The organism is Streptomyces sp. NPDC104313, from assembly GCF_055583985.1.
On record NZ_JBVJMW010000021.1, the window covers coordinates 1 to 26,116 of the forward strand.

Annotated in this window: 15 protein-coding genes; 2 read left to right on the top strand and 13 right to left on the bottom strand. The window is 72.0% G+C overall.

The window, feature by feature from the left end:
- A partial coding sequence (locus ACZ60Q_RS32795; protein ID WP_469641209.1) for an amino acid adenylation domain-containing protein occupies window positions 1-3,175 on the bottom strand: 3,175 nt, incomplete at its 3' end.
- 26 nt (window positions 3,176-3,201) lie between these two features.
- Here ACZ60Q_RS32795 and ACZ60Q_RS32800 point away from each other — a divergent pair.
- Entirely contained in the window at window positions 3,202-3,372 is a 171-nt protein-coding gene (locus ACZ60Q_RS32800) for a hypothetical protein (RefSeq protein WP_469641210.1), read from the top strand.
- Here ACZ60Q_RS32800 and ACZ60Q_RS32805 read toward each other — a convergent pair.
- From ACZ60Q_RS32805 to ACZ60Q_RS32855, 11 genes are all read right to left on the bottom strand, one after another.
- The gene (locus ACZ60Q_RS32805) at window positions 3,358-8,001 is read right to left on the bottom strand and encodes a non-ribosomal peptide synthetase (protein ID WP_469641211.1); all 4,644 of its coding nucleotides are present in this window, start codon (window positions 7,999-8,001) and stop codon (window positions 3,358-3,360) included. The two genes, ACZ60Q_RS32800 and ACZ60Q_RS32805, sit on opposite strands and share 15 nt — an antisense overlap.
- A complete protein-coding gene (locus ACZ60Q_RS32810; RefSeq protein ID WP_469641212.1) occupies window positions 7,998-8,204 on the bottom strand; it encodes an MbtH family protein in 207 nt (68 codons plus the stop codon). Before ACZ60Q_RS32810 ends, ACZ60Q_RS32805 begins: the two co-directional genes overlap by 4 nt.
- Window positions 8,201-9,247, bottom strand: a complete 1,047-nt coding sequence (gene sbnB, locus ACZ60Q_RS32815; protein ID WP_469641213.1) for a 2,3-diaminopropionate biosynthesis protein SbnB — start codon at window positions 9,245-9,247, stop codon at window positions 8,201-8,203. Before sbnB ends, ACZ60Q_RS32810 begins: the two co-directional genes overlap by 4 nt.
- Before the next feature lie 83 nt (window positions 9,248-9,330).
- Window positions 9,331-10,314 carry a 2,3-diaminopropionate biosynthesis protein SbnA gene (gene sbnA, locus ACZ60Q_RS32820; RefSeq protein WP_469641214.1) on the bottom strand — a complete coding sequence of 328 codons (984 nt, stop codon included), beginning with the start codon at window positions 10,312-10,314 and terminating at the stop codon, window positions 9,331-9,333.
- Complete coding sequence (locus tag ACZ60Q_RS32825; protein WP_469641215.1) at window positions 10,311-11,657, bottom strand: serine hydroxymethyltransferase; 1,347 nt, start codon at window positions 11,655-11,657, stop codon at window positions 10,311-10,313. The genes sbnA and ACZ60Q_RS32825 overlap by 4 nt, the downstream gene beginning before the upstream one ends.
- 139 nt (window positions 11,658-11,796) lie before the next feature.
- Window positions 11,797-13,104: a cation:proton antiporter gene (locus tag ACZ60Q_RS32830; RefSeq protein WP_469641216.1), complete on the bottom strand. Its 1,308-nt coding sequence runs from the start codon at window positions 13,102-13,104 to the stop codon at window positions 11,797-11,799.
- A 97-nt stretch (window positions 13,105-13,201) separates the two neighbouring features.
- Window positions 13,202-18,487, bottom strand: a complete 5,286-nt coding sequence (locus ACZ60Q_RS32835; protein ID WP_469641217.1) for an amino acid adenylation domain-containing protein — start codon at window positions 18,485-18,487, stop codon at window positions 13,202-13,204.
- A 123-nt stretch (window positions 18,488-18,610) separates the two neighbouring features.
- Window positions 18,611-20,776, bottom strand: a complete 2,166-nt coding sequence (locus ACZ60Q_RS32840; protein ID WP_469641218.1) for an ABC transporter ATP-binding protein/permease — start codon at window positions 20,774-20,776, stop codon at window positions 18,611-18,613.
- 6 nt (window positions 20,777-20,782) lie between these two features.
- Window positions 20,783-23,203: a M20/M25/M40 family metallo-hydrolase gene (locus tag ACZ60Q_RS32845; RefSeq protein ID WP_469641219.1), complete on the bottom strand. Its 2,421-nt coding sequence runs from the start codon at window positions 23,201-23,203 to the stop codon at window positions 20,783-20,785.
- Entirely contained in the window at window positions 23,200-23,775 is a 576-nt protein-coding gene (locus ACZ60Q_RS32850) for an isochorismatase family protein (RefSeq protein ID WP_469641220.1), read from the bottom strand. The genes ACZ60Q_RS32845 and ACZ60Q_RS32850 overlap by 4 nt, the downstream gene beginning before the upstream one ends.
- Before the next feature lie 183 nt (window positions 23,776-23,958).
- Window positions 23,959-24,711 (bottom strand): HalD/BesD family halogenase, encoded by a 753-nt coding sequence (locus ACZ60Q_RS32855; RefSeq protein WP_469641221.1) that lies wholly within the window; start codon window positions 24,709-24,711, stop codon window positions 23,959-23,961.
- Between the two features lie 323 nt (window positions 24,712-25,034).
- On the opposite strand from ACZ60Q_RS32855, the gene ACZ60Q_RS32860 reads away from it, so the two are divergent.
- Window positions 25,035-25,250 carry a hypothetical protein gene (locus tag ACZ60Q_RS32860; protein ID WP_469641222.1) on the top strand — a complete coding sequence of 72 codons (216 nt, stop codon included), beginning with the start codon at window positions 25,035-25,037 and terminating at the stop codon, window positions 25,248-25,250.
- Between the two features lie 94 nt (window positions 25,251-25,344).
- On the opposite strand, the gene ACZ60Q_RS32865 is transcribed toward ACZ60Q_RS32860, so the two are convergent.
- Window positions 25,345-26,049: a TetR/AcrR family transcriptional regulator gene (locus tag ACZ60Q_RS32865; protein WP_469641223.1), complete on the bottom strand. Its 705-nt coding sequence runs from the start codon at window positions 26,047-26,049 to the stop codon at window positions 25,345-25,347.
- Between the last annotated feature and the right edge of the window lie 67 nt (window positions 26,050-26,116).

Here is a 26,116-nt window from a genome sequence, read left to right on the forward strand (position 1 = left end):
CGAACGACAACGGCAACCCCCCACCCCGCTCCACCCGAACCAACGCGGGCAACGCACCCACACACCCAGCCGACACCACCACCACAGCCAACGCCTCCAGCACCGGCGTCTCGAAGAGGGTGCGCAAGGGGAGCTGGACACCGAAGTCGGAGCGGATACGGGCGATGAGCTGCGTGGCCAGAAGGGAATGGCCGCCGAGAGTGAAGAAGTCGTCGTCCAGACCCACCCGCTCAACACCCAGCACCTCCGCGAACAACTCCGCCAGCCGGCACTCCTCCCCCGTCACCGGCGCCCGATAGCCCACCCGCACCACCGACAGGTCAGGCGCGGGGAGTGCGGCGCGGTCGATCTTGCCGTTGGGGGTGAGCGGTATCACGGCGAGCACGACGACGGTGGCCGGGACCATCGCCTCCGGCAAGGTCCTGGCCAGCGCCGTGCGGACCTCCGCCGGATCGACGGTGCCGGTCACATAGCCGACCAGTGCGGTGCTGCCCGTGGTGTCGGGCCGGGCGACGACGACAGCGTCGGTGATGTCGGGGAGGCCGCGCAGGGCGTTCTCGATCTCGCCGAGTTCGATGCGCTGGCCTCGGATCTTGACCTGGTGGTCACGCCGGCCCAGGAACTCCAGATCGCCGTTGGGCAGATAGCGCACCAGGTCGCCGGTGCGGTACAGCCGGGCGCCCCGCACCGAACTGAACGGGTCGGGCACGAACACGGCCGCCGTTTTCGCCGCATCGCCCAGATAGCCCCAGGCCACCTGGGTGCCGCCGATGTAGAGCTCGCCCGGCACCCCCACCGGCACCGGCGCCATCCGCTCGTCCAGGACGTACAGCGAGGTGCCGGCGATGGGCCGCCCCGCAGGGATGCCCGGGCGCGTGGGCGCGGCTTCACCCGGGGCGAGCGGGTGGACACAGCACCCGACGACGGTCTCGGTCGGCCCGTACTCGTTGACGACCGACGCGTCGGGAGCGACCGCGCGGAACTGGTCGACGAGGACGGGCGACAGCGCCTCACCGCCGACGACGAAGCAGGCATCGAGGCCCGCGAGGCCGCCCTCGGGGATGAGCCGGCACAGGGCCTGGAGGTGGGAGGGGGTGAGCTTGACCAGGTTGGGCCGGACCGGGCCGCTCAGCAGGGCGACCAGGCCGTCCAGCGGATCGGCCTCGTCCACGAGGTGGATCGTGCCGCCGGCGATCAGCGGCACCCACAGGCTCGTCACCGTGAGGTCGAACGCCACGCTGGAGTGGAGCGGGGCCACCGGGGCACGCCCCGCGCTGTAGGCGTCGGCGGCCCAGCGCAGGTAGTTGGCGAGGCCCTGGTGCGGCACGACGACGCCCTTGGGGCGGCCGGTCGAGCCGGAGGTGTACAGCACGTACGCCGCGGCGCCCGCGCCGGCCGGTTCCCGCACCGGGTGCTCGGGCAGGGCGGTGACGTCGACGACACGGGTGCTGCCCGCCACGTCCCGTGCCCGGTCCCCGGTGCCGACGACGACGGCGGCCGAGGCGTCCCGCACCAGAGCGGCCAGGCGCTCGGCGGGCTGCCCGGTGTCCAGGGCGAGGAACGCGGCGCCGCACTTCCAAGCGCCCAGCATCGCCGCGACGAGGTCCACCGAGCGCGGCAGCAGCACGCCCACCACCTGCCCGGGGCGTACACCCGCCGCGAGCAGCGCGGCCGTGACGCGGCCCGCCCGGTGGTCGAGTTCGTCGTAGGTGACCCGGGTGGTGCCCTCCACGACGGCCACGGCCCCAGCGGCTTCGGCCACCTGGGTGTGGAACAGGTCGAGGGCCGTGACCCCGCCGTCCACGGCGTCGGCGCCGCGTGACCAGCCGGACAGCCGGACCTGGTCCTCGACCGACACCGCGGTCAGTGTGCACAGGGCCCGGTCCGGGTGGTTGACGGCGTTGCGGCTCAGTGCCAGCACCGCGTCCAGGAGCCGCACGGCGGTCTGTTCGGTGAACAGTTCGGTGCTGTACTCGAGGGTCAGCCGGGCGCCGCCGGGGCTGTCCGCGACGAACAGGGTCAGATCGAACTTGGCGGTGGGGTTGGGGATGTCGAAGCGGTCCGCGCGCAGCCCGGGGGCGAGGTCGAGGGCCTCCGGCATGTTCTCCTCGCTGACCATCGCACGGAACAGCGGCTGCCCCGTGCGGTCCTGCCCCTGGCCGAGTGCCCGCACGACATCACGGAACGGGACGTCGGCGTGGCCGAGCGCCGAGGCGAGCCGGCCGCGCACCTGGCCGAGCAGCGCGCGGAACCCCTGGCTCCGGTCGACCTCGGTACGTACGACGAGGGTGTTGGCGAAGAAGCCGATCAGCCCCTCGGTGTGCGGGTGGTGGCGGCCCGCGGTGGGCACGCCGATCCGGATCTCGTGCTGGCCGCTGTACCGGGACAGGGTGGCGGCGAACGCCGCCTGCATCGCGGCGAACAGGCCCGTGCTCTGGGAGGCGGCCAGTTCCCGGAGCTGCTGGGTGACCCGCTCGGACAGCACCGCGGTGATCCGTTCGCCTCGGTGTGTGGGCACCGCGGGCCTCGGGTGGTCGGTGGGCATGTCGAGGACGAGCTCGTCGGCGAGGTCGGCGCGCCAGTGGTCCAGCTGCTGTTCGCTCACACCTCCGGCCAGCCAGTCCCGGTGCCAGACCGCGAAGTCGGCGTACTGGAGTGCGGGAGCGGGCAGCGCGTCGGCGTTCCGCTCCGCGTACAGGGCGCGCAGTTCGGTCATGACGACGCCCATGGACCAGCCGTCGGTGACGATGTGGTGCATGGCGAGGAGCAGCACATGGTCCTGCTCGGCGAGCCGGTAGAGCACCGGTCGCAGCAACGGTCCCGCGGTGAGGTCGAAGGGGACGGCCGCGCGCGTGGCGCTGTCCTTGCGGCACTCCTCCTCGGCGGTCCCGGGCGTCAGGTGATCCAGGGCGATGTGCTCCATGCGCCAGGCGGGCTCGGGGTGGATGAACTGGGACACCTCCCCGTCGGACAGGCCGAAGGTGGTGCGCAGGATCTCGTGCCGCACACCGAGCAGCCGTACGGCGTCGTCAACAGCGGCAGCGTCGAGGGGGCCGGTGAGGCGCATGGCCACGGGCACGTTGTAGGCGCTCGACTCGGGTTCCAGCTCACCCTGCAGCCACAGGCCGAGCTGGCTCGGGGAGGCAGGCATGACATAGACCTGATCTGCGGACATGGGGTTCCTCGCTGTTCCCTCTGGCGGTGCTGCCGGTCTTTTCCGTGCTGCTGGTCGTCGCGGTGCTGCGGGTCGTCGTGGTGCTGCGGGTGGTCATGGATCGTCGTGGTGCTGCGGTCGTTCTCGTGCCGGGGGCCGGACGGGGCGCGGGGGTCGCCCCGTCCGGCGGCTTGCGGGAGGCGTCAGGCGGACCCTGACGTCTCCGGCTCGGACTCCGACCGGGCCGCGAGGTCCTCCAGCGCGGCCACCCACCGGTCGGCGAGCTCGTCGGCGTCGTGCGGCGGCTCACGGTCGCCGGCGAAGGTGAGCACGAGTGCGTCCTCGGCGCCGCGCAGCACATCGACCCGGATCGGGAACTCGGTCTGCGCCACGGAGAGACTCCGTCCGGCCAGCGGGTGATCCTGCTGTACGGACGCGGACACCGCGCCGAGCGAGGCGTCCACCGGGTAGTTGTCGAAGACGAGTACGGACTCCAGGGGGCGCCCGCCGGTCATCACCGCCAGCTCCACGCCGCCGAACTCCTCCGCCTCCAGGCGCCGCAGGTGGAGCCTGCGCACGGCGGCCGTGACCGACTCGCCCGGTGCGAAGCCGAACCGGACGGGCAGCGTGCTGATGAACGGGCCCACCGCCGCCTCGGCCTCGGCCGTGGCCTGGCGGCCGTTCGAGGTCACGCCGAAGACGACGTCCTCGTGGCCGCCGCGGTCCGCGATGACCCGCGCCCAGGCGAGCTGCGCGAACGTGGCATAGGTGGTGCCCGCGTTCCTGGCCGCCGCGTCGAGGCGCTCGGTGAGCCGCGGGTCGAGTGCCCGCTGCACCTGCGTCGGGCGCCCCTGGGCGCGCTGCGGCGCCTCGGCCCACGGGCCGGCGCTGCCCTCCATGACGCCGGCCCAGTACCCGGCCGCCGCGTCCCGGTCCAGACTCCCCACCCAGGCCACGTGCTCCGCGAACGGGCGCGCCGGGGCGGCCTCCGGCTCGGCGCCGGTCGCGAACGCCTGGTAGGCCAGGAGCAGTTCCTGCCGCAGCCGCATGCAGGACCAGCCGTCGAGCAGGCTGTAGTGGTGGTGCTGGACGAGCAGTTGCAGATCGTCGGAGAGCCGGTAGCGCATCAGCCTGATCAGCGGCGGGCGGCCGAGGTCGAAGCCCGCGAGCCGCAGCTCGTCCAGCTCCGCGAGGAGTCGCCGCTCCTGCGTCGCCGGGTCGAGGCCGCGCAGGTCGCGCTCCTCGAACCACGGCTCGACACGGTCGGCGACGACCTGCACCGGGGTGTCGGTGTCCAGGTCTTCGTAGTACGTGCGGAGCACGGCGTGCCGGGCGAACAGCCACTCCCACGCCTGGCGGAACGCCGTCTCGTCCAGTTCGCCGGGGAGCGGGAAGCCGGACTGGATGACGTACAGGCCGGGGAAGGGCCGCTGCCGGGCGGTGGTGAGCATGTGGTGCTGGATGGGCGCGAGGGGGTACCGGTCGAGCGGCGCTTCCGCGCCGCCCGGGTTCCGTGGTGCCTGCCCGGTGCGCTGGGGCTCCGGTGCCGGTGTCGTGGCGGAGGCGTCGACGGCCTCGGCGAGTTCCTCGACGGTCTGGTGCTGGAACACCATGCGCGGTGTGACGGCCAGGCCCGCGGCCCGGGCCCGGGTGACCATGCGGATACAGGTCACCGAGTCTCCGCCGAGGGCGAAGAAGCCGTCCGTGGCGGTGATGTCCTCCAGGCCGAGCAGCTCCTGCCACACGCCGGCGAGCAGCAGCTCGGTGGGGGTCACGGGGGAACGGCCCACCGAGCGGGTGGCCGCTTCGGCCGGGGTGCCCGGCGTGGGGAGCCGCCCGCGGTCGACCTTGCCGTTGGGCGACAGCGGCAGCTCCGCCAGCTCGACGAGGAACGCCGGCACCATGTAGCCGGGCAGCCGCGTGGCCAGGTCCTCGCGTACGGCGGCGGAGTCCACCGGGCCCGCGCCCTCCTCCCGTACGACGTAGCCGACCAGGCGGCGCTGTCCGCCCAGCGTCATGGCCGCGGCGACGGCCTGGCCGACACCGGGCCGGTCGCGCAGGGCCGCCTCCACCTCACCCAGCTCGATGCGGTGGCCGGCGATCTTCACCTGGAAGTCGACACGGCCGAGGAGTTCGAGGCTGCCGTCCGGCCGGTAGCGGGCCAGGTCGCCGGTGCGGTACATCCGGTCGCCGGGCACCTCGCTGAACGGGTTCGGTACGAAGCGGTCCGCCGTCTGCCCGGGGGCGTCCGCGTAACCCCAGGCCAGGCCGGTGCCGCCGAGGTACAGCTCACCCGGTACCCCCTGGGGGGCCAGGCGCAGGTCGCCATCGGTGACATAGGCGGTCTGGTTGGCCATGGGAACGCCGTACGGGATGCTCTGCCACGCGGGATCGACCTGCTCGATCTCGAAGACGGTGGAGTCCATCGATGCCTCGGTGGCGCCGCCCAGGCCGATCACCCGGGCATCGCGGGCCCGGGTGCGGAGACGGCCGGGCAGGGTGACGGGGATCCAGTCACCGCCGAGGAGGACCACCCGCAGGTCCGGGAGCGCCTCGACGCCGAGGTCGTCCATGCCGTCGAGAAGCAGTCCGAGCAGGGCCGGTACGGAGTGCCAGACGGTGACCCGGTGTTCCCGCATCAGGTCGAGCCAGTGGCTCGGGTCACGGTCCCGTTCCGGTGCGGGGAGGACCGCGCAGGCTCCGGCGATCAGGGTGCCCAGGAGGTCGTACGCCGTCATGTCGAAGCCGAGTGAGGACACCGAGAGGACGGCGTCACCGGTCGAGATGGTGAACCGCCGGTTGAAGTCGTGGAAGTTGTTCACCCGGCCGCGGTGGTCTAGCAGGACTCCTTTGGGCCGCCCCGTCGACCCCGAGGTGAAAATCATGTAGGAGAGGTCGCCCGCGTCGGCCGGGCAGGGCAGGGGGGCGTCGGACGCCGTGTCGAGTTCCCGGCGGACCTCGTCGGCGTCGAGCACGAGCACCGGGACCTCCACGGCCGGGAGCCGGCCGCGCACCGCCTCGGTGGTGACGACGGCCCGGATACCGGCGTCCTGGAGCATCATCGTGAGCCGCTCGGCGGGCTGGTCGGGGTCGACCGGCAGGTAGGCCGCTCCCGTTTTGAGGACGCCGAGCACCGCGAGCGGCAGTTCGGCGGTCCGCTCGACGGCCACGGCGACGACCTCCCCCCGCCCCACCCCGCGCTGTCCCAGGACCCGGGCGAGCTGGGAGCTGCGCCTCGCCAGCTCCCCGTAGGTGACGGTGCCCGACGGGGTCCGTACGGCCGGGGCGTCCGGGCGGGCGGCGGCCTGCTCGGCGAAGAGGTCCGGCAGGGTGCGGTCGCGCGGGTACTCGGCGGCGGTGGCGTTCCACTCCAGGGCGGCGCGCCCCTCCTCCTCGGCGGTGAGCACACCGAGGTCCGCGACCGTCGTGTCCGGCGCGTCGATCAGAGTGACCAGGGCCTGTTCCAGGTGGGCCAGCATGCGGTCGATCCGCTGGGCGGTGAAGATCCCGGCGTCGTACTCGCAGGACATCTCGATGCCCTGGGGCCCGTCCAGGAGGGAGAAGTCGAGATCGAACTTGGCGGTGCCGTTGTGGGTGTCGAAGGTCTCGGCCTCGACACCGGGCAGACCGAAGCCCTCGGCGACGCGCTGGTAGACGAACATCACCTGGAACAGCGGGTTGCGGTCCAGGCTGCGCTCGGTGCCGGTGCGGGCGACGACCTTCTCGAACGGCACGTCCTGGTATTCGTACGCGGCGGTGACGTCCTGCCTGATCCGGCGGACCGCTTCGGCGGCGGTGTGCGCGGCGTCGAGGCGCAGCCGCAGCGCGAGTGTGTTGGCGAAGCAGCCGATGAGGTGCTCGGTCTCCGCGGTGGGCCGGTTCATCGCCGGGGTGCCGACGAGCAGGTCGCTCTTGCCGCTGTAGCGGCGCAGCACCAGGCCGAGCCCGGTGAGCAGCGTCATGAACGGCGTGACGCCGTGCTCCCGGGAGAAGGTGTGCACGCGTTCGGCGAGCTCCGGCTCGATGCGGCGACGGCGGCGCCCCCCGCTGCGCTGCCCGTCGGGGAGACGGAGCCGGTCGGTGGGCAGGTCGAGGGAGGTGTCCGCGCCGTCCAGCCAGGTGCCCCAGAAGTCCAGTCCTTCGCTGAGCCGTTCCGCGCCGATGCCGGACTGCTGCCAGCGGGCGTAGTCGGCGTACTGGACCGGCAGCTCGGGCAGGTCGAGCGGCTCGCCCTCCTGTACGGCGCGGGAGATGGCGGCGAACTCGCGGAACAGGATCTCCACGGACGCGCCGTCGGTGGCGATGTGGTGCACGATCACGGCGAGGACGTGGTCCTCGTCGCCGAGCCGGATCAGGACGGCCCGCACGGGCAGTTCGGCGGCGAGGTCGAAGTCGTACGCCGCGCGGCGGTCGACGATGGCGCGCGCCGCCTCCTCGCGCTGGTCGGCGGGCAGGGCGGTGACGTCCTCGACGGCCAGGGAGAAACCGGTGGCGTTCGCCGACGTCACGGCGAGGGGTCCGTCGGTCCCGGCTTCCCCGTCGACGTAGCGGGTACGCAGGATCGCGTGCCGTTCGATGATCCGGCGGAGCGCCAGGTCGATGGTGCCCGCGTTGATCGCTCCCCGCAGTCGCAGCGCCATCGGCACGTTGTAGACGCCGGAGCTCTCCGGGTCCTGCTGCCAGAGGAACCAGAACTGCCGCTGCGCCGCGGACAGGGGTGCGGGGCCGTCGTCGCCGCTCGGGGTGATCTGCGGCCGGCCGGCCGCCCGGCGCTCGCGCAGCATGCGGGCGAGCAGGGCCTGCTTGGCCGGGGACAGCCCGGCTATGCGGGTGTCGAGGTCGTTCATGCGGCGACACTCCCCCGGCGTTCCCGTACGGAGCGGGGGGTCAGGTCGGTCCATACCTCGGCGATATGGGCCAGGCAGGCGTCGCGGGTGGAGGTGAACCCGGTGTCGGTCCAGCCGGTCGGGAGCGGGCGCTCCAGGAACCAGACGGAGTACTGCTCCTCGGCGTTGACGACGACGCGGAACTGGAGGGTGTCGCTGCTCATGGGGTGCCTGCCTTGGTGGTGGTGGATGCGAAGAAGTCGTTCACGACGCGGCCGGCGCCGGCGGCCTGGGCGCGGGAGTGCACCCAGGAGCCGACGGCCAGGTCGAGGACGCCGAGGCCGAAGGGCGAGAAGACGACCGGCCTGGAGCGGTCGACCTCGACGCGTCCGAGCAGGACGTCGGCGAGGGTCCCGGTGATGAAGTCGCGCCCGTTTTCGGCCTGTTCGGCCAGGTGCAGCGAGGTGCGTTCGCGTACGGCGTGTTCGGTGTCGTCGGTGATGTTCTGTGCGGCGAGGATCATCTCCGGGGCGAGGTCGCGCAGGGAGAGGTGCAGCACGAGGGGGGCATGGTCGAGCAGCTTCGGGTCGTGGATGTGCGGCTCGCCCGCGACGGTGGTGAGGATCACCAGGTCGCACTCGGTGAAGGCCTGCGCGACGTCGTCGGCGACGGTGAAGTCCCTGGCGCCCTCGGCGGTCAGTTCCTCGCCGAAGGAGCGGGCGGCGGCGGGGTCGAGGTCGTAGAGGGTGAAGCCGTCGATCTTCCAGTCCAGGTCGCGCAGGAACTTCCACACGTGCCGGGCGATCAGACCGGTGCCGACGACGCCGACGCGGCGGGCGCTGCGACCGCCGCCGAGGGTTTCGGCGGCGAGGACGGCGGAGGCCGCGGTGCGGGTCGCGGAGATGACGGAGGACTCCAGGCAGGCCGCCGGGTAGCCGGTGTCGGGGTCGTTGAGCAGGAGTACGGCGGAGGCGCGCGGGATGCCGTAGGTGCGCGGGTTGTCGGGGAAGCTGGAGATCCACTTCAGGCCCGAGACGCCGAACTCGCCGCCCAGGTGGGCCGGCAGCGAGATGATGCGGGACTTCGGGTTGTCGGGGAGGCGCAGGAAGCCGCTCTGCGGGTTGACGCTGTCGCCGTTGTCGTGCGTGAGGTAGGCGCGACGCACGAGATCCACGCACCGTTCGCGGTGACCCTCGATCTGCGCGGCGACGGCTGCCTCGGGGATGAAGATGAGCGACGGCGGAGAGTCCGGGGTGCGGACGGACACGATGGTTCCTTTCGTGCGGGCGGGGCGGTCGGTCGGGATGGACGGGCGTGGCGGACGGGCGTGGCGGACGGTCGGGGCGGGGTTCAGAGCGCGGCCGTGGCCACGGCGTCGGGGGCGAGGGTGCGTTCCACCCAGTCGAGGTCGTAGACGGTCCGGGCGTAGGGGATGCCCCGGTCGGCGCAGAGGAAGACGGCGGTGGGCCGCTCGCCGGGGGGCACCGGGTGCTCGGCGAAGTACCGGCCGATCGCGGCGTAGACACTGCCGGTCGACCCGCCCGCGTACAGGCCGTGTTCGGCGTACAGGGTCCGGCAGCCGATGACGGTCTCGTACTCGCTGACGTGCATGACGTGGTCGATGAGGGCCTGGTCGAGGAGGGGCGGCACCATGCTCGAACCGAGGCCGGGGATGTGGCGCTTGCCGGGGGCGCCGCCGAGGGCGACCGAGCCGTGGACGTCGACGGCGACGACGGTGGCGCCGGGGAACTGGTCCTTGACGCGTCGGGAGAGCCCGGCGATGGTGCCGCCGGTGCCGACCCCGACGAAGAGGTAGTCGATGCGGGAGAACGCGCTGCTCAGCTCGCCACCGGTCAGCTGGTAGTGGGCGTCCGCCGCGTCACTGTTGGCGTACTGGTTGGGCCAGTAGACGTCGTCGATCTCCTCGCGCAGCTCGGCGACCCGTGCGAGCCGGGCGGGCAGCAGGGCGGCGCCGTCCGGGGCGATGACCTTCTCGACCCGCTCGCAGCACGAGCGCAGTACGGCTTCGGTCAGCGCGTTGCAGTTGGCGTCGATGACGGGCACGAACCGGATGCCCAGGGACTGGCAGAAGACGGCGAGCGAGGTCGCGAAGTTCCCCGACGAGGACTCGACGACGGTGGTGCTCTCCGTGATGTCGCCGCGCTCGATGGCCTTCTTGAGGATCCAGTACGCGGAGCGGTCCTTGGTGCTGCCGTTGGGGTTGACGGACTCCAGCTTCGCGAACAGGCTCAGGCTGTCGTCCGGCAGCCAGAGGAGCGGGGTGCGGCCCACGGAGGCGCCGATCATGTCGAGGCGTTTGCGCAGTGGGTTCACGGTCGGCCGCTCGGTTCGTAGCGGGGCAGCGGGAACTCGCCCGTCAGCTTGTCCACTTCGGCGCGCAGCCCGGCGGCGGTGAACTCGTCCAGGGTGAAGTCGCGGTCGCCGACGGGGCGCATGGTGGTGAGGGCGGTGTGGATGATCCCGGCGCAGGTACGCATCTCGCTCGGACCGAGGCCGCGTTGGGCGACGGCGTTCGTTCCGATGCGGACGCCGCTGGTGACGGCGGCGGGGCGGGTGTCGCCGGGGACGCGGTTCTTGTTCACGACGATGCCGATCGACTCCAGGGCCCGCTCGGCGGCCATGCCGCTGACGTTGTCCCGGGTCAGGTCGAGCAGCACGATGTGGTTGTCGCTGCCCCCGGTCACCACCTCGTGGCCGAGTGCGGTCAGTTCGGCGGCGAGGGCCTCGGAGTTGTCCAGGATGCGCTGGGCCGTTCTCCGGTAGTCATCGGTCGCGGCACGTGCGAAGGCCCGTGCCTTCGCCGCGATGGCGGGCAGGATGGGTGCGCCCTGGAAGTAGGGGAAGACGGCGCGGTCCAGGGTCCTGGCCAGGGTCCGGCCGGTGGCCGGCAGGACGGTTTCGGCGTCCCGGCCGGACATGATGACACCGCCGCGCGGCCCGGCGAGCTGCTTGTGGGTGCAGCTGGTGGTGATGTGCGCGTGGTCGATGGGGCTGGGGTGCAGGCCCGCGGCCACCAGTCCGGCTATGTGCGAGATGTCGGCCATCAGCAGGGCGCCGACGCGGTCGGCGATGGCCCGGAAGCGCTCGAAGTCGACGGTGCGGGGGTAGGCCGTCGCACCGCAGATGATCAGCCCCGGCCGGTGTTCCTCCGCGAGGGCGGCGACCTCGTCGTAGTCGATGCGGCCCTGGTCGTCCAGGCCGTAGTTGACCGGGGTGAAGTACGTGCCGGAGTAGGCCACGCTGTAGCCGTGTGTGAGGTGTCCGCCGTGGTTGAGCCGCATCCCGAGCACGACGTCACCCGGGTTCAGGACCGCTGACAGCACCGCGTAGTTGGCCGTGGTCGCCGAGTGGGCCTGCACGTTGGCGTACCGGGCGCCGAACAGCTCGCGGGCCCGGTCGATCGCCAGCCGCTCGATCGGGTCGATGGCCTCGCAGCCCGCGTGGTAGCGGGCGCCGGGGTAGCCCTCGGCGGTGACGTTCATCGAGGAGGTCGCCAGGCAGGCGAGGACCGAGGGGTCGGTGACGCTGGAGGAGGCGACGAGCATCAGGGAGTTCTGCTGGCGGAGGTCCTCGCAGGCGATGGCGGTGACGAGTTCCTCGTCCTCCGAGGCCAGCAACTGCGCGGCGTGCCGTGCGAAATCTTCGGTGGCGAGCATGGTCAATACAGCCCCTTGTGCGGTATCGGAAAGGTGGAATAGGAGAACGCCGGAGTGGACGGTGCCGGTGCGTCGCGCGCCGGCGCGTGACGGTGCGGCGGACGGGGTACCGGGTTCGGGCGCGCTGTGCCGGGAGGTCTCAGACCTTCTGCGGCACGGAGGCGGGCGAGGCGGCGGGTGGCGCGGGTACCGGTTCCATGAGGGTCGCGTCGGCGTCACGGCGGATGAACAGGCCCGGCAGGCACGTCGTGAACAGCGCCATCACCACCATCATGGAGTAGATCTCCTGACCCAGCAGGCCCAGGCCGAGACCGACGTTGAGCACGATGAGCTCGGTGAGCCCGCGCATGTTCATGAGCAGTCCGAGCGTCCTGCTCTGGTGCCAGGACATGCCGAGGAGGCGCGCGGGTACGGCCGCTCCGATGAGCTTTCCGGCGCAGGCGACGGCCAGGATGAGGGCCAGCTCCAGCGAGTTGCCCACCGAGAGGGCGCTCAGGTCGATCGACATGCCGACGACGATGAAGAACAGCGGCAGCAGGAAGTGGCTGATCTGCTCGACGGGTTCGAGCGCGTACTTCTGTAGCTGCGGGTGGATCGGTCGCGGCATGATCATGCCGAAGACGAAGGCGCCGAAGATGGCGTGCACCCCGATCCAGGTGGTCGCGCAGGAGGCGAGGAACACGCCGGCGGCCACCACGGCCACCAGGTACGGAGCCCCGGTGCCCAGGCTCATCCGGTCCACGAGGCGCCCCAGCAGGGGGCGCACGACCAGGATCATCACCCCGAGGAACAGCGCCAGCCAGCCCGCCATGGCCGCCACCCCGAACAGGGAGCCCGCCGTCACGATGACCACGACGAGGGCCAGCGTGCACCAGGCGATGGCGTCGCCGAACGCCGCGCAGGCCAGGGCCATCACGCCCACCTGGGTGTGCTGCATCCGGCGGTCCGTCAGGAAGCGGGCCAGGACGGGGAACGCCGTGATGGAGATGACGACACCGATGTAGAGGGTGAACGGAACCTGGCCCACCTGTTCGCCGTTCACCACGCCGTGCCCCCGGTAGAGCAGCAGCGCGAGCGGCAGCCCGAGCAGGAAGGGCAGGACCATGGCCGACAGGGACACGCCCACGACCATCCGCCCCCTGCCGCGGAGCAGCCGTGAGTCGAACTCCCAGCCGATGAGGAAGACGAAGAGCACCACGCCCACCTGGGCGAGGACCGACAGGTAGGGGCGTACGTCCGCCGGGAAGAGCACCTCGGTGAGGTTGCCCGGCAACAGGCCGAGGAGGGACGGGCCGAGAACGAGGCCCGCGAACAGCTCCCCGATGACGCCGGGTTGCCGGAAGCGGACCGCGAGACGACGCAGCACGACTCCGGTCAGCAGGATGACCGCGAAGCCCACCATCACCATCGCGGTGACCGACTCGCTGTCCTTCACGGGTCCGGCCATGGCCGCACCACCTTTCTGGTTCTGGGTTGTCGGTAGGTCCGGCCTCGATCGCGCCGGGTGCCGGGCACCGACTGCGGTGTCGGCGGGGTCGGCCGGGTCAGCGGGGAGTGGCGTACCGGGCACGGGGCAGGGCCACCGGCCCGGCCACGGGCGCGGGCCGGGTCACGGCCGCTGTGGCGTCGAGGAGCTCCTGGACGGAGCGCGCCACGCCGCGGGCGGTCGGATCGTCGAAGAAGGCGTTGAGGTTGATCTCCACGCCGTGCTGGGCCCGCAGCCGCGTCGTCATCCGGATGGCGAGCAGGGAGTGGCCGCCGATCTCGAAGAAGTTGTCGTCCACCCGCACCTCGGGCGCTCCGAGCACGTCGGCGAGCAGGGCCACCACCTCGCGCTCCAGCGGCGTCAGTTCCGGGTCGGCGTCCAAGGACGCGGCACGGCCGGTGGGCGGTTGCGGCAGTGCGGCACGGTCGATCTTGCGGTTCGGGTTCTTCGGCAGCTCGGGCAGCGGGATCAGGACCGGCGGAATCATGTACCGGGGCAGCCAGTCGGCCAGGTACCCGGTCAGCTCCTGCGGCGACGGCGTGCCCGCGTAGTACGCGACGAGCCGCTTGTGCCCGGCGCTCTCGTCCACCACGGTCAGCGACTCCCGTACGCCCGGGTGGGAGAGGGCCGCGGAATCGATGTCGCCCAGCTCGATCCGGTAGCCGCGGATCTTGACCTGGAAGTCGATGCGTCCGAGGAAGTCGAGCATGCCGTCCGGCAGCCGGCGCACCTTGTCGCCGGTGGCGTACATCCTCGCTCCCGGATCGTCGCTGAACGGGTCGGGCAGGAACGCCCCGGCGGTCAGCTCCGGCCGGCCGAGGTAGCCGCGGCCGAGCCCGTCGCCGCCGATGAAGAGCTGGCCGGGGACGCCCACGGGCACCGGTCGCAGCCACGCGTCGAGGACATGGACCTGGGTGTTGGAGATGGGCCGGCCGATCGGTACCCGCCAGGTGCCCTCCGGCACCTGGCGGACGGCGAAGGTGGCGGCGATGCTGGTCGACTCGGTCGGCCCGAAGTCGTTGATGAGCAGCGGTCCGCCCAGCTCGACGACCTCCCGGGCCCGTTTGGGGTCCATCGTGTCGCCACCGACGACGAGCTCCCTGGCGCCCGCGAAGACCGTGGGGTCGTACGCCGCGACCTCGGTGAACAGCGGTGTGGCGAAGACGACGGTGTCGACGGCGGCCGAGCGCAGGGCCTCGCCGAGCGCCGGCGGGTTCAGCACGGTGGCCTGGTCGAAGCCGTGCAGTTCGGCCCCGTTCAGCAGGGCGCCCCAGATCTCCAGGGTGGCCGCGTCCCAGGCGGCGTTGGAGATCTGCGCCATCCTGTCGCCCGGCGTGATGTCGATGAAGTTGGTGTCGCGGACCAGGCGGATCACGTTGCGGTGCGTGATGCAGATGCCCTTGGGGCGGCCCGATGATCCCGAGGTGTACATCACGTAGAGCAGCGAGGCGGGGCCGGCGCCGCCGTCCACAGCGGTGTCGTGGGCGGGGTCGGCGGCGATGTCGGAGCCCAGGAACGCGTCGACGGGCACCACCGGCAGGCCGGCTCCCACCGGGGGCACCCGGTCGGCGGACGGGGTCAGCACCAGGGCCGGGCGCGCCTCGTCCAGGATCTGCCGCAGCCGCCGCCCGGGGTGGGAGGGGTCGAGCGGCAGGTAGGCGCCGCCCGCCTTCACCACGGCGAGCATCGCGACGACGACGGCGGGGTCACGGTCCACATACAGGCCGACCAGCGTCTCCGGCCCGACGCCGAGCTTCCTGAGGTGGGCCGCCAGTGCGTTGGTGCACCGGTCGAGCTCCCGGTAGGTGCGGCGGAACTCGCCGTAGACCAGGGCGGGCGCGTCCGGCGCCGCCCGCACCTGATCGGCGAACAGGGCGCTGAGCGTGCTGTCCTTCGGGTAGGCGGTCGCGGTCTCGTTCCAGACGGCGGCCTCGCGCTGCTCGGCCTCGGAGGCGTGCGGCAGCAGCCGCAGCGGCTCGGCGGGCGCCGCCGCGACCTGGGCGGCGAGCTGGGCGAAGTGAGCGGCGAAACGGTCGATCGTCGTACGGTCGAACAGGTCGGTGCTGTAGCCGATCAGGCCTTCGAGGCCGTCGCCCGCCTCGGAGAGCGTCATCCCGAGGTCGACCTGGGACGTCCTGCGGATCAGCTCGACCGACTCCACGTCCAGCTCGCCGATCCGGGTGCGCAGGCCTCCCTTGCCGGTCTGGAGCGCGCCGAGCCCGTCCTGGCCGAGGAGGTGGGGGTTGGTGAGGCTGAACATGACCTGGTAGCCGGGTGAGCGGGAGGCGTCGCGGTGCAGGCGCATCCGCTGGACGAGCGCGGGGAAGGGCATCTCCTGGTGCGCGAGCGCGCCCACCACCGTGCGCTTGGTGTCCCGCATGCGCTCGGTGAACGTCGCGTCCTCGGTCACCCGGGAGCGGATGAGCAGCGGGTTCACGAAGTAGCCGATGACGTCGTGCAGATCGGCGTCGTGCCGCCCGGAGCCCGGCACGCCGACGAGGAAGTCCTTCTCGCCGGTGTAGCGGTGCACGAGGAGCTGGAAGACCGAGAGGAGGGCGACGAACAGGGTGGTGTCCCCGGCCTCCGCGTGGCGTCGCAGTTCCCGCGTGACCTCGGGGTCGAGGGCGAAGAGCACCGTGTCGCCGCGGTGGCTCCGCACCGGCGGTCGCGGCCGGTCGGCGGGCAGTTCGACGACCGGCTCGCAGCCCTCCAGCTCGGTCTTCCAGTACTCCCACAGCCGCTCGCCACGCGGCGATTCCAGCAGCCGTCGCTGGCGGTCGGCGAGCGAGAGGTAGGCCGCCCCGGCCGGCTCGGGCAGCGCCGGGCCACGTCCGAGCTCCTGGGCGTAGAGGCGGCCGAGTTCGTCGGTGAGCAGCGCCATCGACCACATGTCGGCGGCGACGTGGTGAAGGGTGAGGGACAGGACGTCGCCGTCGGCGCGGCGCAGCAGCAGCGCGCGCATCACCCGGCCCTCGTCGAGGGCGAACGGGGTTCCCTCGCAGGCCCGTTCCAGCCGGGCGGCGAGGGCGGCGGCGTCGAGGGTGTGCGCGTCCTCCACGGTGAAGTCGGCGTCGAGCCGGGGCAGCACGCTCTGGTGCGGCTCGCCGTCCGCCCAGCGCAGGGCGGTGCGCAGCACGGGGTGGCGGTCCACGAGCCGCTGGAAGGTGCGTCGCAGGGCATCGGGGTCGACCTCGACCAGCAGCCGTACGGCCAGGGAGATGTGCAGCGCGGACGTGCCGGGGTGCTGCTGCTCCAGGAAGACCATGGCCTGCTGGTTCGTGGTCAGCGGCAGGCGGTCGCCGGGGGCGGCGGAGGTCCGGAGCGGGGCCGGCGCGGCGGGGGTGTCGAGGGTCAGTTCGTCGACGGAGGCGCCCGCGAGCAGCTGCTCCAACGACAGTTCCACGCCGGCCGCCCGGGCGACGGTGGCCTGGAGTTCGACGGCGGCCAGCGAGTCGAGGCCCTGCCCGACCAGGGGCGCGGAACGGTCCACGGTGACGCCGAGGCGGCGGGTGGCCAGCTCCGCGACGACGACGCGCAGGGTGTCGTCCGGTGCCCCCTGCCCAAGGTCGGCGTGGGCCTGCTGTGACGTCGGGACGGGAAGGGCACCGTCGCCCGTGTCCGACCGGTGCACCACCTTCATCGTGGAGTCGGCGAACGCCGCACGGGCCGCGGAACGCTGGATCTTGCCGCTGGTGGTACGCGGAATCTGACCGGGCCGGACGAGCACCACGGTGCCGGGCGCCACGGCGTGCTCCCGCACCAGCGCGGAGCGGACGGCGCCGATGACCGCGTCGGCCGTCTCCGGCACATGGCCGTGCGTGGTCTCCAGGACGAGGCAGATCTCCTCGCGGCCGTCCTGCTCGACGGCGAAGGCGGCCGCGCCGCGGCGCAGCGCGTCGTGCGCGGCGAGTGCGGTGGTCTCCAGGTCCTGCGGGTAGTGGTTGCGGCCCCGGACCACGATCAGGTCCTTGCTGCGGCCGGTGACGTACAGACGGCCGTCGCGTACGAAGCCGTAGTCGCCGGTCCGCAGGTAGGTGCGGGCGTCGCCGGGCAGCCTGGCGCCGAACGTACCGTCGGCGGCGGCGTGCCCCCAGTACCCGTCCGCCACGTTCTCACCGGCGACCCAGACCTCGCCGACGACGCCCGGGGCACAGGTCTCGCCGCGCTCGGCGTCGGCGACGGTCAGGTCCAGGTCCACGGCGACGGGCCCGCAGTCGACCACGGACAGCCCGTCCGGCGCGGGCTCGGGGAGACGGCCGGGGCCGAGGGTGTCCGCGGCGAAGGTCTGGGCGAGGTGGTCGCCGGCGACGCGCCTGCCGGACACCATCAGGGTCGCCTCGGCGAGGCCGTAGCACGGGAAGAAGGCGTCGCGGTGGAAGCCGAAGGGCGCCATGCGGGCGGCGAACCGGTCGAGGGTTCTCGCCCGCACGGGCTCTGCTCCGTTGAACGCCACCTGCCACCGCGACAGGTCGAGTCCGGCGAGCCGCTCCTCGGGAATGCGGTCCACGCACAGGTCGTACGCGAAGTTCGGACCACCGCTGATCGTGGCACCGAGCTCCGATATCAGTTCGAGCCACAGCAGGGGGCGGGTGATGAAGGCCGTCGGGCTGAGCAGCGTGGCCTTCGCTCCCGCGTAGACGGGCTGGAGGATGCCGCCGATCAGGCCCATGTCGTGGTAGGGCGGCAGCCAGCTCACCACACCGGTGTCCGGTCCCGCCGCGAACCGCTCCTGGATCTGCGCCGAGTTGACCACCAGGTTGCGGTGGGTCACCCGGACGCCGCGCGGGGTTCCGGTGGATCCGGAGGTGTACTGGAGGAACGCCAGGCTGTCCCCGTCGATGCGAGGACGCCGCCAGTCCTCAGCCCCGGGCAGTTCGCCGTCGACGGACAGCAACTGAAGGCCGGGGGCGTGCAGTTCCTCGGCGAGCTCGGCAGCGCGCGCCAGGTCACCGCCGGGTACGAGCGCGGCGGCGGGCCGCGAGTCGGCGAGGACGGCCAGGTGCCGGGCCGAGTACTTGCCGCCGCTCGGCGGGTACAGCGGGACGGCCACGGCACCCGCGTACAGGCAGCCGAGGAACGCCACCACGTAGTCGAGGCCCGGCGGAAGCAGCACCAGGACCCGCTCGCCGGTGAGTCCCCGTCCGGCGAGCATGGCGCCCACCGCCCTGGAGCGGGCGTCGAGTTCCGGGAAGCTCAGCGAGGGCCGCTCCTCCCGGTCGGGGCTCACGAAGGTGTAGGCGGTACCACCGCTGAGCGCGGCGCGTTCGGTCACGACGTCCACGAAGGTCGGGGCTCGTCCGACCGAGAGGTCCGTGGGCGGGGCCGTCTTGTCCAGCAGGTCCATGGCAGGAAGGTTCCTCACGCAGTCGTACGGAGTCGGGGGCCCGGCGCGCGGTGCCGCTCGGGGCGGTGCGCCCGGTCCGGGCGGGCGGTCCGGGCGGGCCGTCCGGGCGGGCGGGCGGTGCGCTCAGGCGGTGCGCCAGCGGAGCCAGCGGCTGGCGCCGGCCAGGCCGACGGCGGTCATCGCGGTCAGCACGCCGATGTTGAGCAGGAAGGCCGAACCGAAGTCCCCGACGAGCGCGAGGCGCAGGGACTCCGCGGCGTAGGTGGGCGGCAGCAGGTAGCCGAACACCTGGAGCGGCATCGGCAGCGACTCGATCGGGATGAGCACCGGTGCCACCAGGAGCAGCACGAAGATCATCAGATTGACGATCACGAGCAGCAGGTCCATGCTCCGCACGAGCGTCCCGATGGCCAGACCGATGGCCGAAAGCGCCATACAGGACAGCGGAAGGACCAGGAGGAGCGCGGGCGAGATGACGAAGTCCGTGTCGTACATCAGCTTCGCCGTGATCATCGGAGTGATCAGGCCCGGCAGGATCAGCAGCAGCCGGGAGAACACCATCGCGGCCAGGAAGGAGATCCTGCTGATGGGCAGCGACGCGTAGTAGACCATCATGCCGTCCTGACGCAGTGCGCCGATGCGCTGTGCCAGCGTGCCGATGCCTTCGTTGGCCACGGAGAAGATGGCCGCGCCGCTGACGATGAACAGCAGGCTCTCCTCGTCGGACAGGCCGTCACCGATCCGGGTCAGTCCGAAGACCATGGCGGCCGGCATGAGGAGGCCGAACATCAGCACCCATGACCAGGTGGTCCGGACCTCCAGCATCTGTTCCAGCCAGAGGAACTTGAGGTCGACGCCCATCCGCCGGGCCCGCGCTCCCAGGCCGGTCGGGGGCACACCGTTGCCGGTCCCGGAGGCCTTCCCGGGCCTGGGGTGCCGCACCGGAGCGGTGCGGTTCGCCCCGGTCGCCCCGGTGACGGCCGGGGACGTCGCCGTGCGAGGCGCGTCCGCGGTCAGGACGGCCGTCACCGTGGAACCGGCCGCCGCCTGGGGCGCCTCGGCCGGCGTGCGGGTCGCGGTGGACGTGGCGGACGTAGCCGTCGTGGCGGTCGCGGTGGTCGCGGTGGATGTAGCGGTCGCGGCGGTCTCGGCGGACGTAGCCGTCGTGGCGGTCGCGGTGGTCGCGGTGGATGTAGCGGTCGCGGCGGTCTCGGCGGACGTAGCCGTCGTGGCGGCGGGCACCGGGGCGTCGTCCGGGATGTCCGGCCGTGCGGTCGCCGCCGGACCCGGAGCCGCCGCGTCCGGCGCGGGGGAGGTGTCCGAGCGGCCGTCGAGGGTGAGGTAGACGTCTTCCAGGGTCGGCCGGGTCAGCCGGAAGTCGGCCACCCGGTCCATGCCGAGCTCGCCGTGGACCAGCCGCATCAACTCCGGCATCCGCGCCGAGTCCGTCTGCACCAGGTAGCTGCCGTCCCGCTTGCCCTCGGTGAGGTTGCCGACCGCGTCGAACAGTTCCCGCTCGTGCCGCGCGAGGCCGTCCTCGCCCTTGACGAACAGCTCCAGCCTGATGCGGTCGCCCAGCACCTCCTTGAGATCGCCCGGGGTGCCCATCGCGGTGATCCGGCCGCCGTTCATGACGGCGACCTGGTCGACGGCCGACTCGGCCTCAAGGACGTTGTGCGTGACGAGCAGCACCGTCGTGCCGTCCTCGGCGCTGCGCCGCGACACCATGTTCCACACCAACCGACGGTTGTGCGGGTCGAGTTCGTTGGTCGGCTCGTCGAGGATGAGCAGCTTGGGGCGGCCCATGAGAGCCATACCGAAGTTGACGAGCCGCGTCATGCCGCCGCTGAGCTGGTCCACGTAGCGGTCCTGGACGTCACCCAGACCCAGCTCCTCGATCAGCTCGGCCGTCTGGCGTCGTGCGTCGGTCTCGGACTGGCCCCGCAGCCGTCCGGTGTAGTGCAGCGCCCGCCGCACCTCCACCAGGCGCATCGACAGGCCGGTCTGCGGCAGGAAGCCGGTCATGGCCTTGACCGCGTCCGGATGGGCGACGGCGTCCACGCCCTCGACCAGGATCTCGCCCGATGTGGGCCGCACCAGGCCGAGGAGCTGGGAGACCAGCGTGGTCTTGCCCGCACCGTTCGCGCCGAGCAGTCCGAAGACCTGCCCGCGGGGGATGCTGAAGGTCAGGTCGTCGTTGGCCTTGACGTCCGGCCCCGAACCTCCGGTCCGGAAGACCCGGGTGAGGTTGCGGACCTCGATCGCGCTGTCCCGTGCTGTGTGCGTCATGTGTCCTCAGATCGTTTCCGTCGTACGGGCGATGACGGAGTCCTCCGGCAGAAAGCCGAACGCCACCGGGACGGTGTCCCGCGGCCGCGGCCCGACCAGCTCCGACACTTGTGGGGTCAGGCCGAGGGTGAAGTCCGCGGCGTCCACCGCGAGCCGGGTGCCGGCCGGGACCTCGCAGCTGATGTCGAAGCCGCGCGCTCCGTAGTGGTGGAGGACGACGTCCTTCGCGCCCCCCGTCCCCTCCTTGAGGGCCGCCCGGTCCAGGCGGGTGCCCGCGACCGTGCAGGCGGCCAGTGGTGCGCGCTCCAGGCGTACCTGGATCCGCCAGGCCGGCCGCTGCGACTCGGCCCGGAAGCGGACGGTGCGGGTGCCGTCGCCGGTGCTGTCGTCGATGACCGTGACCGTCGGCCGGGGGATGTCGAGGCGGGGCGCCTTCGCCACCATCGCCGGTTCGTCGCCGCGCGGTGGGAAGTAGTCGCTCACGGGGGCCCGCCGCGGATCGTCGCCGAGCACTCGGCGCGTCCAGGCGTCGGGGGCCGGGTCGCCGCTGAACCACAGGGCCTCGCCGGTCACGTCGTCACGCACGTACAGCAGCGAGTTGGGCCGTGGCCGCTCCGCGCTGAACCCTTCCTTGACGACGCCCGTGCCGAGCAGGGCGAGTGCGACACCGGCCGCGACGACGGCGCTTGTGCCGTGCGCGGGGAGCCGGGCCAGGAGCGGCAGGGCCGACACCGCTCCGGCCGTCACGAAGACCATGGCCACCGAGCCGAGCGGTATGCCGAGCGCCGTCAGCAGACTGCCGGTGAGCGGCACGAAGAGAACGGCGGCCACAGCGGGCCCGGCCGACCACAGCAGGGCACAGGTCCACGACTCCCGCGCCCCGAGGACCCACTCGCCCTTCGCGCGTTCGTTGGTCCGGCAGGTCCACCACAGTGCGGGCAGCGCGGCGAGCAGCGGCCACTGCACGAGGTAACCGGCGCCGGGCAGCACGAGGGTGAGCACGGCGAGCAGCAGGCCGGCGAAGAGCAGTACGCCACCCGCCACCTCGGCCGGACGCAGCCGGCGCAGCACCCGGGCCGCCGTGAGGAGTACCCCGCCCACGGCCGCGCCGAAGGCCGCCACGAACCAACCCCGTCCGTACGGTTCGGTCAGGGGCAGTGCGGCCAGGTCGGGGGCGAGCAGCAGGGCGAGGGTCCACAGCCCGTGGACCACGCCACCGGCCGCCACCAGCGTCCCGAGTGCCACCCCCGTCGCCGCGGCGAGCCGGCGGGGCCGCAGGGCGAGGCGGCGTACCGCCCACACCAGCAGGCCGCCCAGCAGCGTCAGCGTCACCCCGGCCAGCGGCGGTGCCCAGCTGGCCGGGTAGCGCACGAGGACCCGGGCGAACAGGTCGAAGTAGACCCCGTTCGCGCCCCGGAACTGATCCGCTTCGGCGCCGTCCAGGGACCGCACCATGCCGAGCATGGTTTCGCCGTGGTGCTGGAGGCTGTCGCGGTCGAGCTGTTCGATCGTGTCGGAGCGCGAGTGGTAGTCGTGGAACCCTTCGATGAAGGCGGAGTTCAGACCCGCCACACCTTCGTCGCGGAAGACGGTGAAGTCGCTGTCGTTGGGCAGATGCCTGTAGACCTCGTACGCCAGCGAGTTGGCCACCGGGCGTGGGTTGGCCTCGGCGAACGCGTCGATCAGCGGAAGGTTTCCCTCGCCGGTCTCGAACATCATCAGCGGACCGCCGCTGCCGCGTGCCTCCCAGTTGAGCACCGCGCCGAACTCTTCGAGGCCGTGCTCCCGTACGAAGAACTCGGCCCCCAGTGCGCCGAGTTCCTCTCCGTCGGTGAACAGGAGGACGACGTCGTTGCGGATGCCGCCGGAGGCCTTCAGGGCACGCAGCGTCTCCAGGAGCGCCGCGACAGCGGCTCCGTTGTCCGCCGCTCCCGGCCCGTTCGGCACGGAGTCGTAGTGCGCGACCAGCAGAAGCGCGTTCCCGCCGTCACCCGTGGTGTCCGGCCCGCCCGTGCCGGGCAGCCTCGCGATGACGTTGTGCACGGTCGCCGAGGGGAAGGGGCTGCCCATATCGGGCTGCGCCACCTCGCCCGACCGGACCTCGACCTCTGCCCCGAGCGCCCGTGCCGTCCGCACGAGATAGTCCCGGACCCTGGTGTGCTCGGCACTTCCGAGCGGGTGCGGCTTGCGGGCGATCTCGGTGAGGTGGCCGACGGCTCGGGTGGCCGAGAATTCGGCTCGCGGCGCGTCCGCCCCCTTCGCGGGCGGCGGACGCAGCGCCAGTGCGGCCAGCGTGCCGAGCAGCGCGACCAGTGCCAGCACGACGAGTGCTACCGGGGTACGCCGGCCGGCGGCGGGGGCCGTAGGGGGCACGGCTCCGGGACCGGCCGGGTCCACCTTCACCTGGGCAGAGGTCGTGGTGGTCACGGTGTATCCGCGCCCTGCGGCTCGGGCTCCGGGGGAGCGACGAAGTCGACCTCGGCGGCGGACTGGAGGCGGATCTCGTACGGGCGGCGCTTGATGTAGACGCCGTAGCCGTCGAGGATGCGGTGGTGGTGGTCGATGACCGCCTCGACGGGAAGGTGCGTGGCCGTCGTCGAGTGGCCGTCGGAGACGAGCGTCACGTCGTATCCCAGCGTGACCGCCTTGCGGCAGGTGGAGTCGATGCACAGCTCCGTGACCAGGCCGGCGATCACCAGGTGCTGGACGCCGCGCGCCCGCAGCAGCTCGTCGAGGTCGGTCTCGTGGAAGGAGTCGCACTCCGCCTTGCGCACCTTGAGGTCGCCCTCCTGCGCGCCGAGCCGAGCGTCGATCTGCCACTCCTCGGAGGTGGTGTCACCGAGGTCGTCGTCCTGTACGTGGACGACGGGGATCCCCAGAGCACGTGCCTTCTCGGCGAGCGGACGCAGCCGGCCGAGCAGGGAGTCCGCGTCGGGCACCGCTTCCTCGCCGTTCAGCAGGCCGACCTGGAGGTCCACCAGGACAAGGGCTGTGGTCACAGAGATTCTCACCTTCGGTTGAGGGGGGTATGTGGGCCGGTGCCGGCCGTGGCACGACGGCGTCGCCGTCGCACCCGCGCGGCCGAACGCACCGGCCCGTCACGTGCATTGCTGCCGCCGGCCGGAACGACCGGCGGGAACAACAGGGGTTTTCGGCGGAATTACCGCTCGAATACCGCGAGATCAGTTGAACATCGCCTGCATGGTCTCGTGGGACGCGGGCTTCTGCTGGTCCTTCTCGCTGCCCCAGCAGGTGTTGAGAATGATGCGCGTCCGGTCGGCGTTCAGCGGAATCGTGCGGTGCAGGGTCGTGTCCGACCGCAGGAAGTACATCTCGCCGGTGGCGTGCGGGTAGGTGCTGATCTGGTGCTTGGTGAGGTACTCGTGGACCCGCGGGTCCTCCTTGTTCCAGTCCGTGTGCGGAACGGCCTGAAGCTGTCCGCCGAATTCCGGCGCCGGCGCCTCGATGATCCAGATGACGGTGAAGCTGAAGTCGCCCCAGTGCCAGCCGTGCGTGTCACCCTGCTTGTGCTGGCGGATGAGGACGTACTTCTCCTCGTCCCACGGGCACGGCAGGACCGGCTGGGCGGCGATGCGGGACAGCGCGCCCATCATCGCCTCGGAGCTGTAGACGGCCCGGATGAGCTCGCTGTCCTGCTCGATGGCCTTCTGGCTCACCGTGCTCATGAAGCGCGGGGAGTTGCTGGTCTCCTTGAGGTGGATGTCGATGCGCTGCTGGTGCAGGTCGAGGAGCCGGTGGCACTCCTTGGTGACCGTTTTGAAGAGGTCTTCGGAGACGAAATTCGACAGTTTCACATAGCCGTTGCGCCGGAAGCTCTGCGAGAGCTCGACCAGCGTGGCGTCGTCGAGAGCTTCCGCGAAGTGGTTCGCCAGCTCTTTCTCGATACCGGCCGGGTTGATTTCCTCGAATGACATGTGGGTTCTCCCTACGTCAGCACTGGAGCCCGCTATCGGAGTTCGTCGGGCGAGTTGTGAGGGAACACAATCAGCGCCGAAGAGGCCCCACAAGGAGATGGGCGCCATCTCCGGCGCCCTTGCCGGTGATACGGGAAACCTGCCCCGCCGCTGCCGGAATCGCCGCTGAACTGCCGCCCGACCGCCTTGCGCCGACCCCCCGGTCGACTCAGGCTCTTGTCCGCGCACACCGCTCACCAAGCGCCACCCGGAGAGGCGACACGATGACTGAACCCGTGGAACCGCAGCACGGAGTCTCAGCGAGACATCAGATCGAATCCCTCTTGGCGGACTTGGCCCAGGCCGGCCCCACCCCGCCCGATCCGCTCGCGCGCGCTCAGCTCAGCGGACTGCTCACGACCCTCTGTCTCCTACAGGCGGCGGATCTTCCCGTCGGCGCCGGACAGCGTCTCAACCTGCTCCGCAAGGCGCGCACCCACGCCCGTACGACCACCGTGCTCACCGCGTACCTGCTCAACGACACGACTTTTCGCCGCTGACGGCCGTGGGGTCTACCGGGGCTCCCGCTCGGCGCGATCGACGCGGCCCCGGTCGAGGACCACCCTCGGAGCTTTACGCCTCGCCCTCGGGGCTTCACGCCTCCCCGTGGCCGAGCATCGCCGGAAGCAGTCGCCGCAGCAGCTCGACGAACAGGGCGTCCCGGTCGGCCGGGGGCGGTCCGCCCGCAGCGGTGAGGGCCCCGAGCAGGTGCGGGTGGCGGCCCTCTGCGGCCACTGCGGCCAGGTGGGCCGCTTGGGCGGACGGGTCGCCGCCGCCCGTCGCGCCGGCCTCGCGGCGGGCGAAGAGCACCGCCAGGCCGCCGAGGAGGCCGATGGCCTCCAGCTTCCGCGTGGCGGTGCCCGGTACGGGGGCCAGGATCCCCAGCGCGTGGTCGAGGTAGTCGATCGCGTGCGGGCCCAGCACCTCGCCGCGCCGGTCGTTCAGATCGGCCAGCCATGGGTGCCGTACGTAAGCGGCCCTGGACTGGAGGGCCAGACCGACGAGTTCGTCCAGCCAGTCGCCGCCGGTGGTCCCGGAGAGGTCCATCTCCCCCGCGACCGCGTCCGCCATGAGGTCCAGCAGTTCGTCCCGGCTCCCCACGTAGCGGTAGAGCGAGGCGGGCCCCGTGCCCAGCTTCTGTGCGAGGGCGCGCATCGACACGGCCGCCAGGCCCTCCACGTCGGCGAGGGCCAGCGCGGCCGTCGCGATCTGGGTGCGGCTGCGTTCGGGTGCGGGGCCGCGCGCGCCCCGCTCGGGGCGTGACCAGACGGTCGTCGGCCGGGTCTCGCGGTCGGTCATGGTCCGCCACCTTCCCTTCCGGACATCGGACAACTGGCTGTAGTCTAATACTGCGAACATCGATCGC

Coding starts and splice junctions, on each gene's coding strand:
- ACZ60Q_RS32830 (WP_469641216.1), bottom strand. CDS start 13,104: ATGGCCGGACCCGTGAAGGACAGCGAGTCGGTCACCGCGATGGTGATG.
- ACZ60Q_RS32865 (WP_469641223.1), bottom strand. CDS start 26,049: ATGACCGACCGCGAGACCCGGCCGACGACCGTCTGGTCACGCCCCGAG.
- ACZ60Q_RS32825 (WP_469641215.1), bottom strand. CDS start 11,657: ATGCTCGCCACCGAAGATTTCGCACGGCACGCCGCGCAGTTGCTGGCC.
- ACZ60Q_RS32840 (WP_469641218.1), bottom strand. CDS start 20,776: ATGACGCACACAGCACGGGACAGCGCGATCGAGGTCCGCAACCTCACC.
- ACZ60Q_RS32810 (WP_469641212.1), bottom strand. CDS start 8,204: ATGAGCAGCGACACCCTCCAGTTCCGCGTCGTCGTCAACGCCGAGGAG.
- ACZ60Q_RS32835 (WP_469641217.1), bottom strand. CDS start 18,487: ATGGACCTGCTGGACAAGACGGCCCCGCCCACGGACCTCTCGGTCGGA.
- ACZ60Q_RS32805 (WP_469641211.1), bottom strand. CDS start 8,001: ATGAACGACCTCGACACCCGCATAGCCGGGCTGTCCCCGGCCAAGCAG.
- ACZ60Q_RS32855 (WP_469641221.1), bottom strand. CDS start 24,711: ATGTCATTCGAGGAAATCAACCCGGCCGGTATCGAGAAAGAGCTGGCG.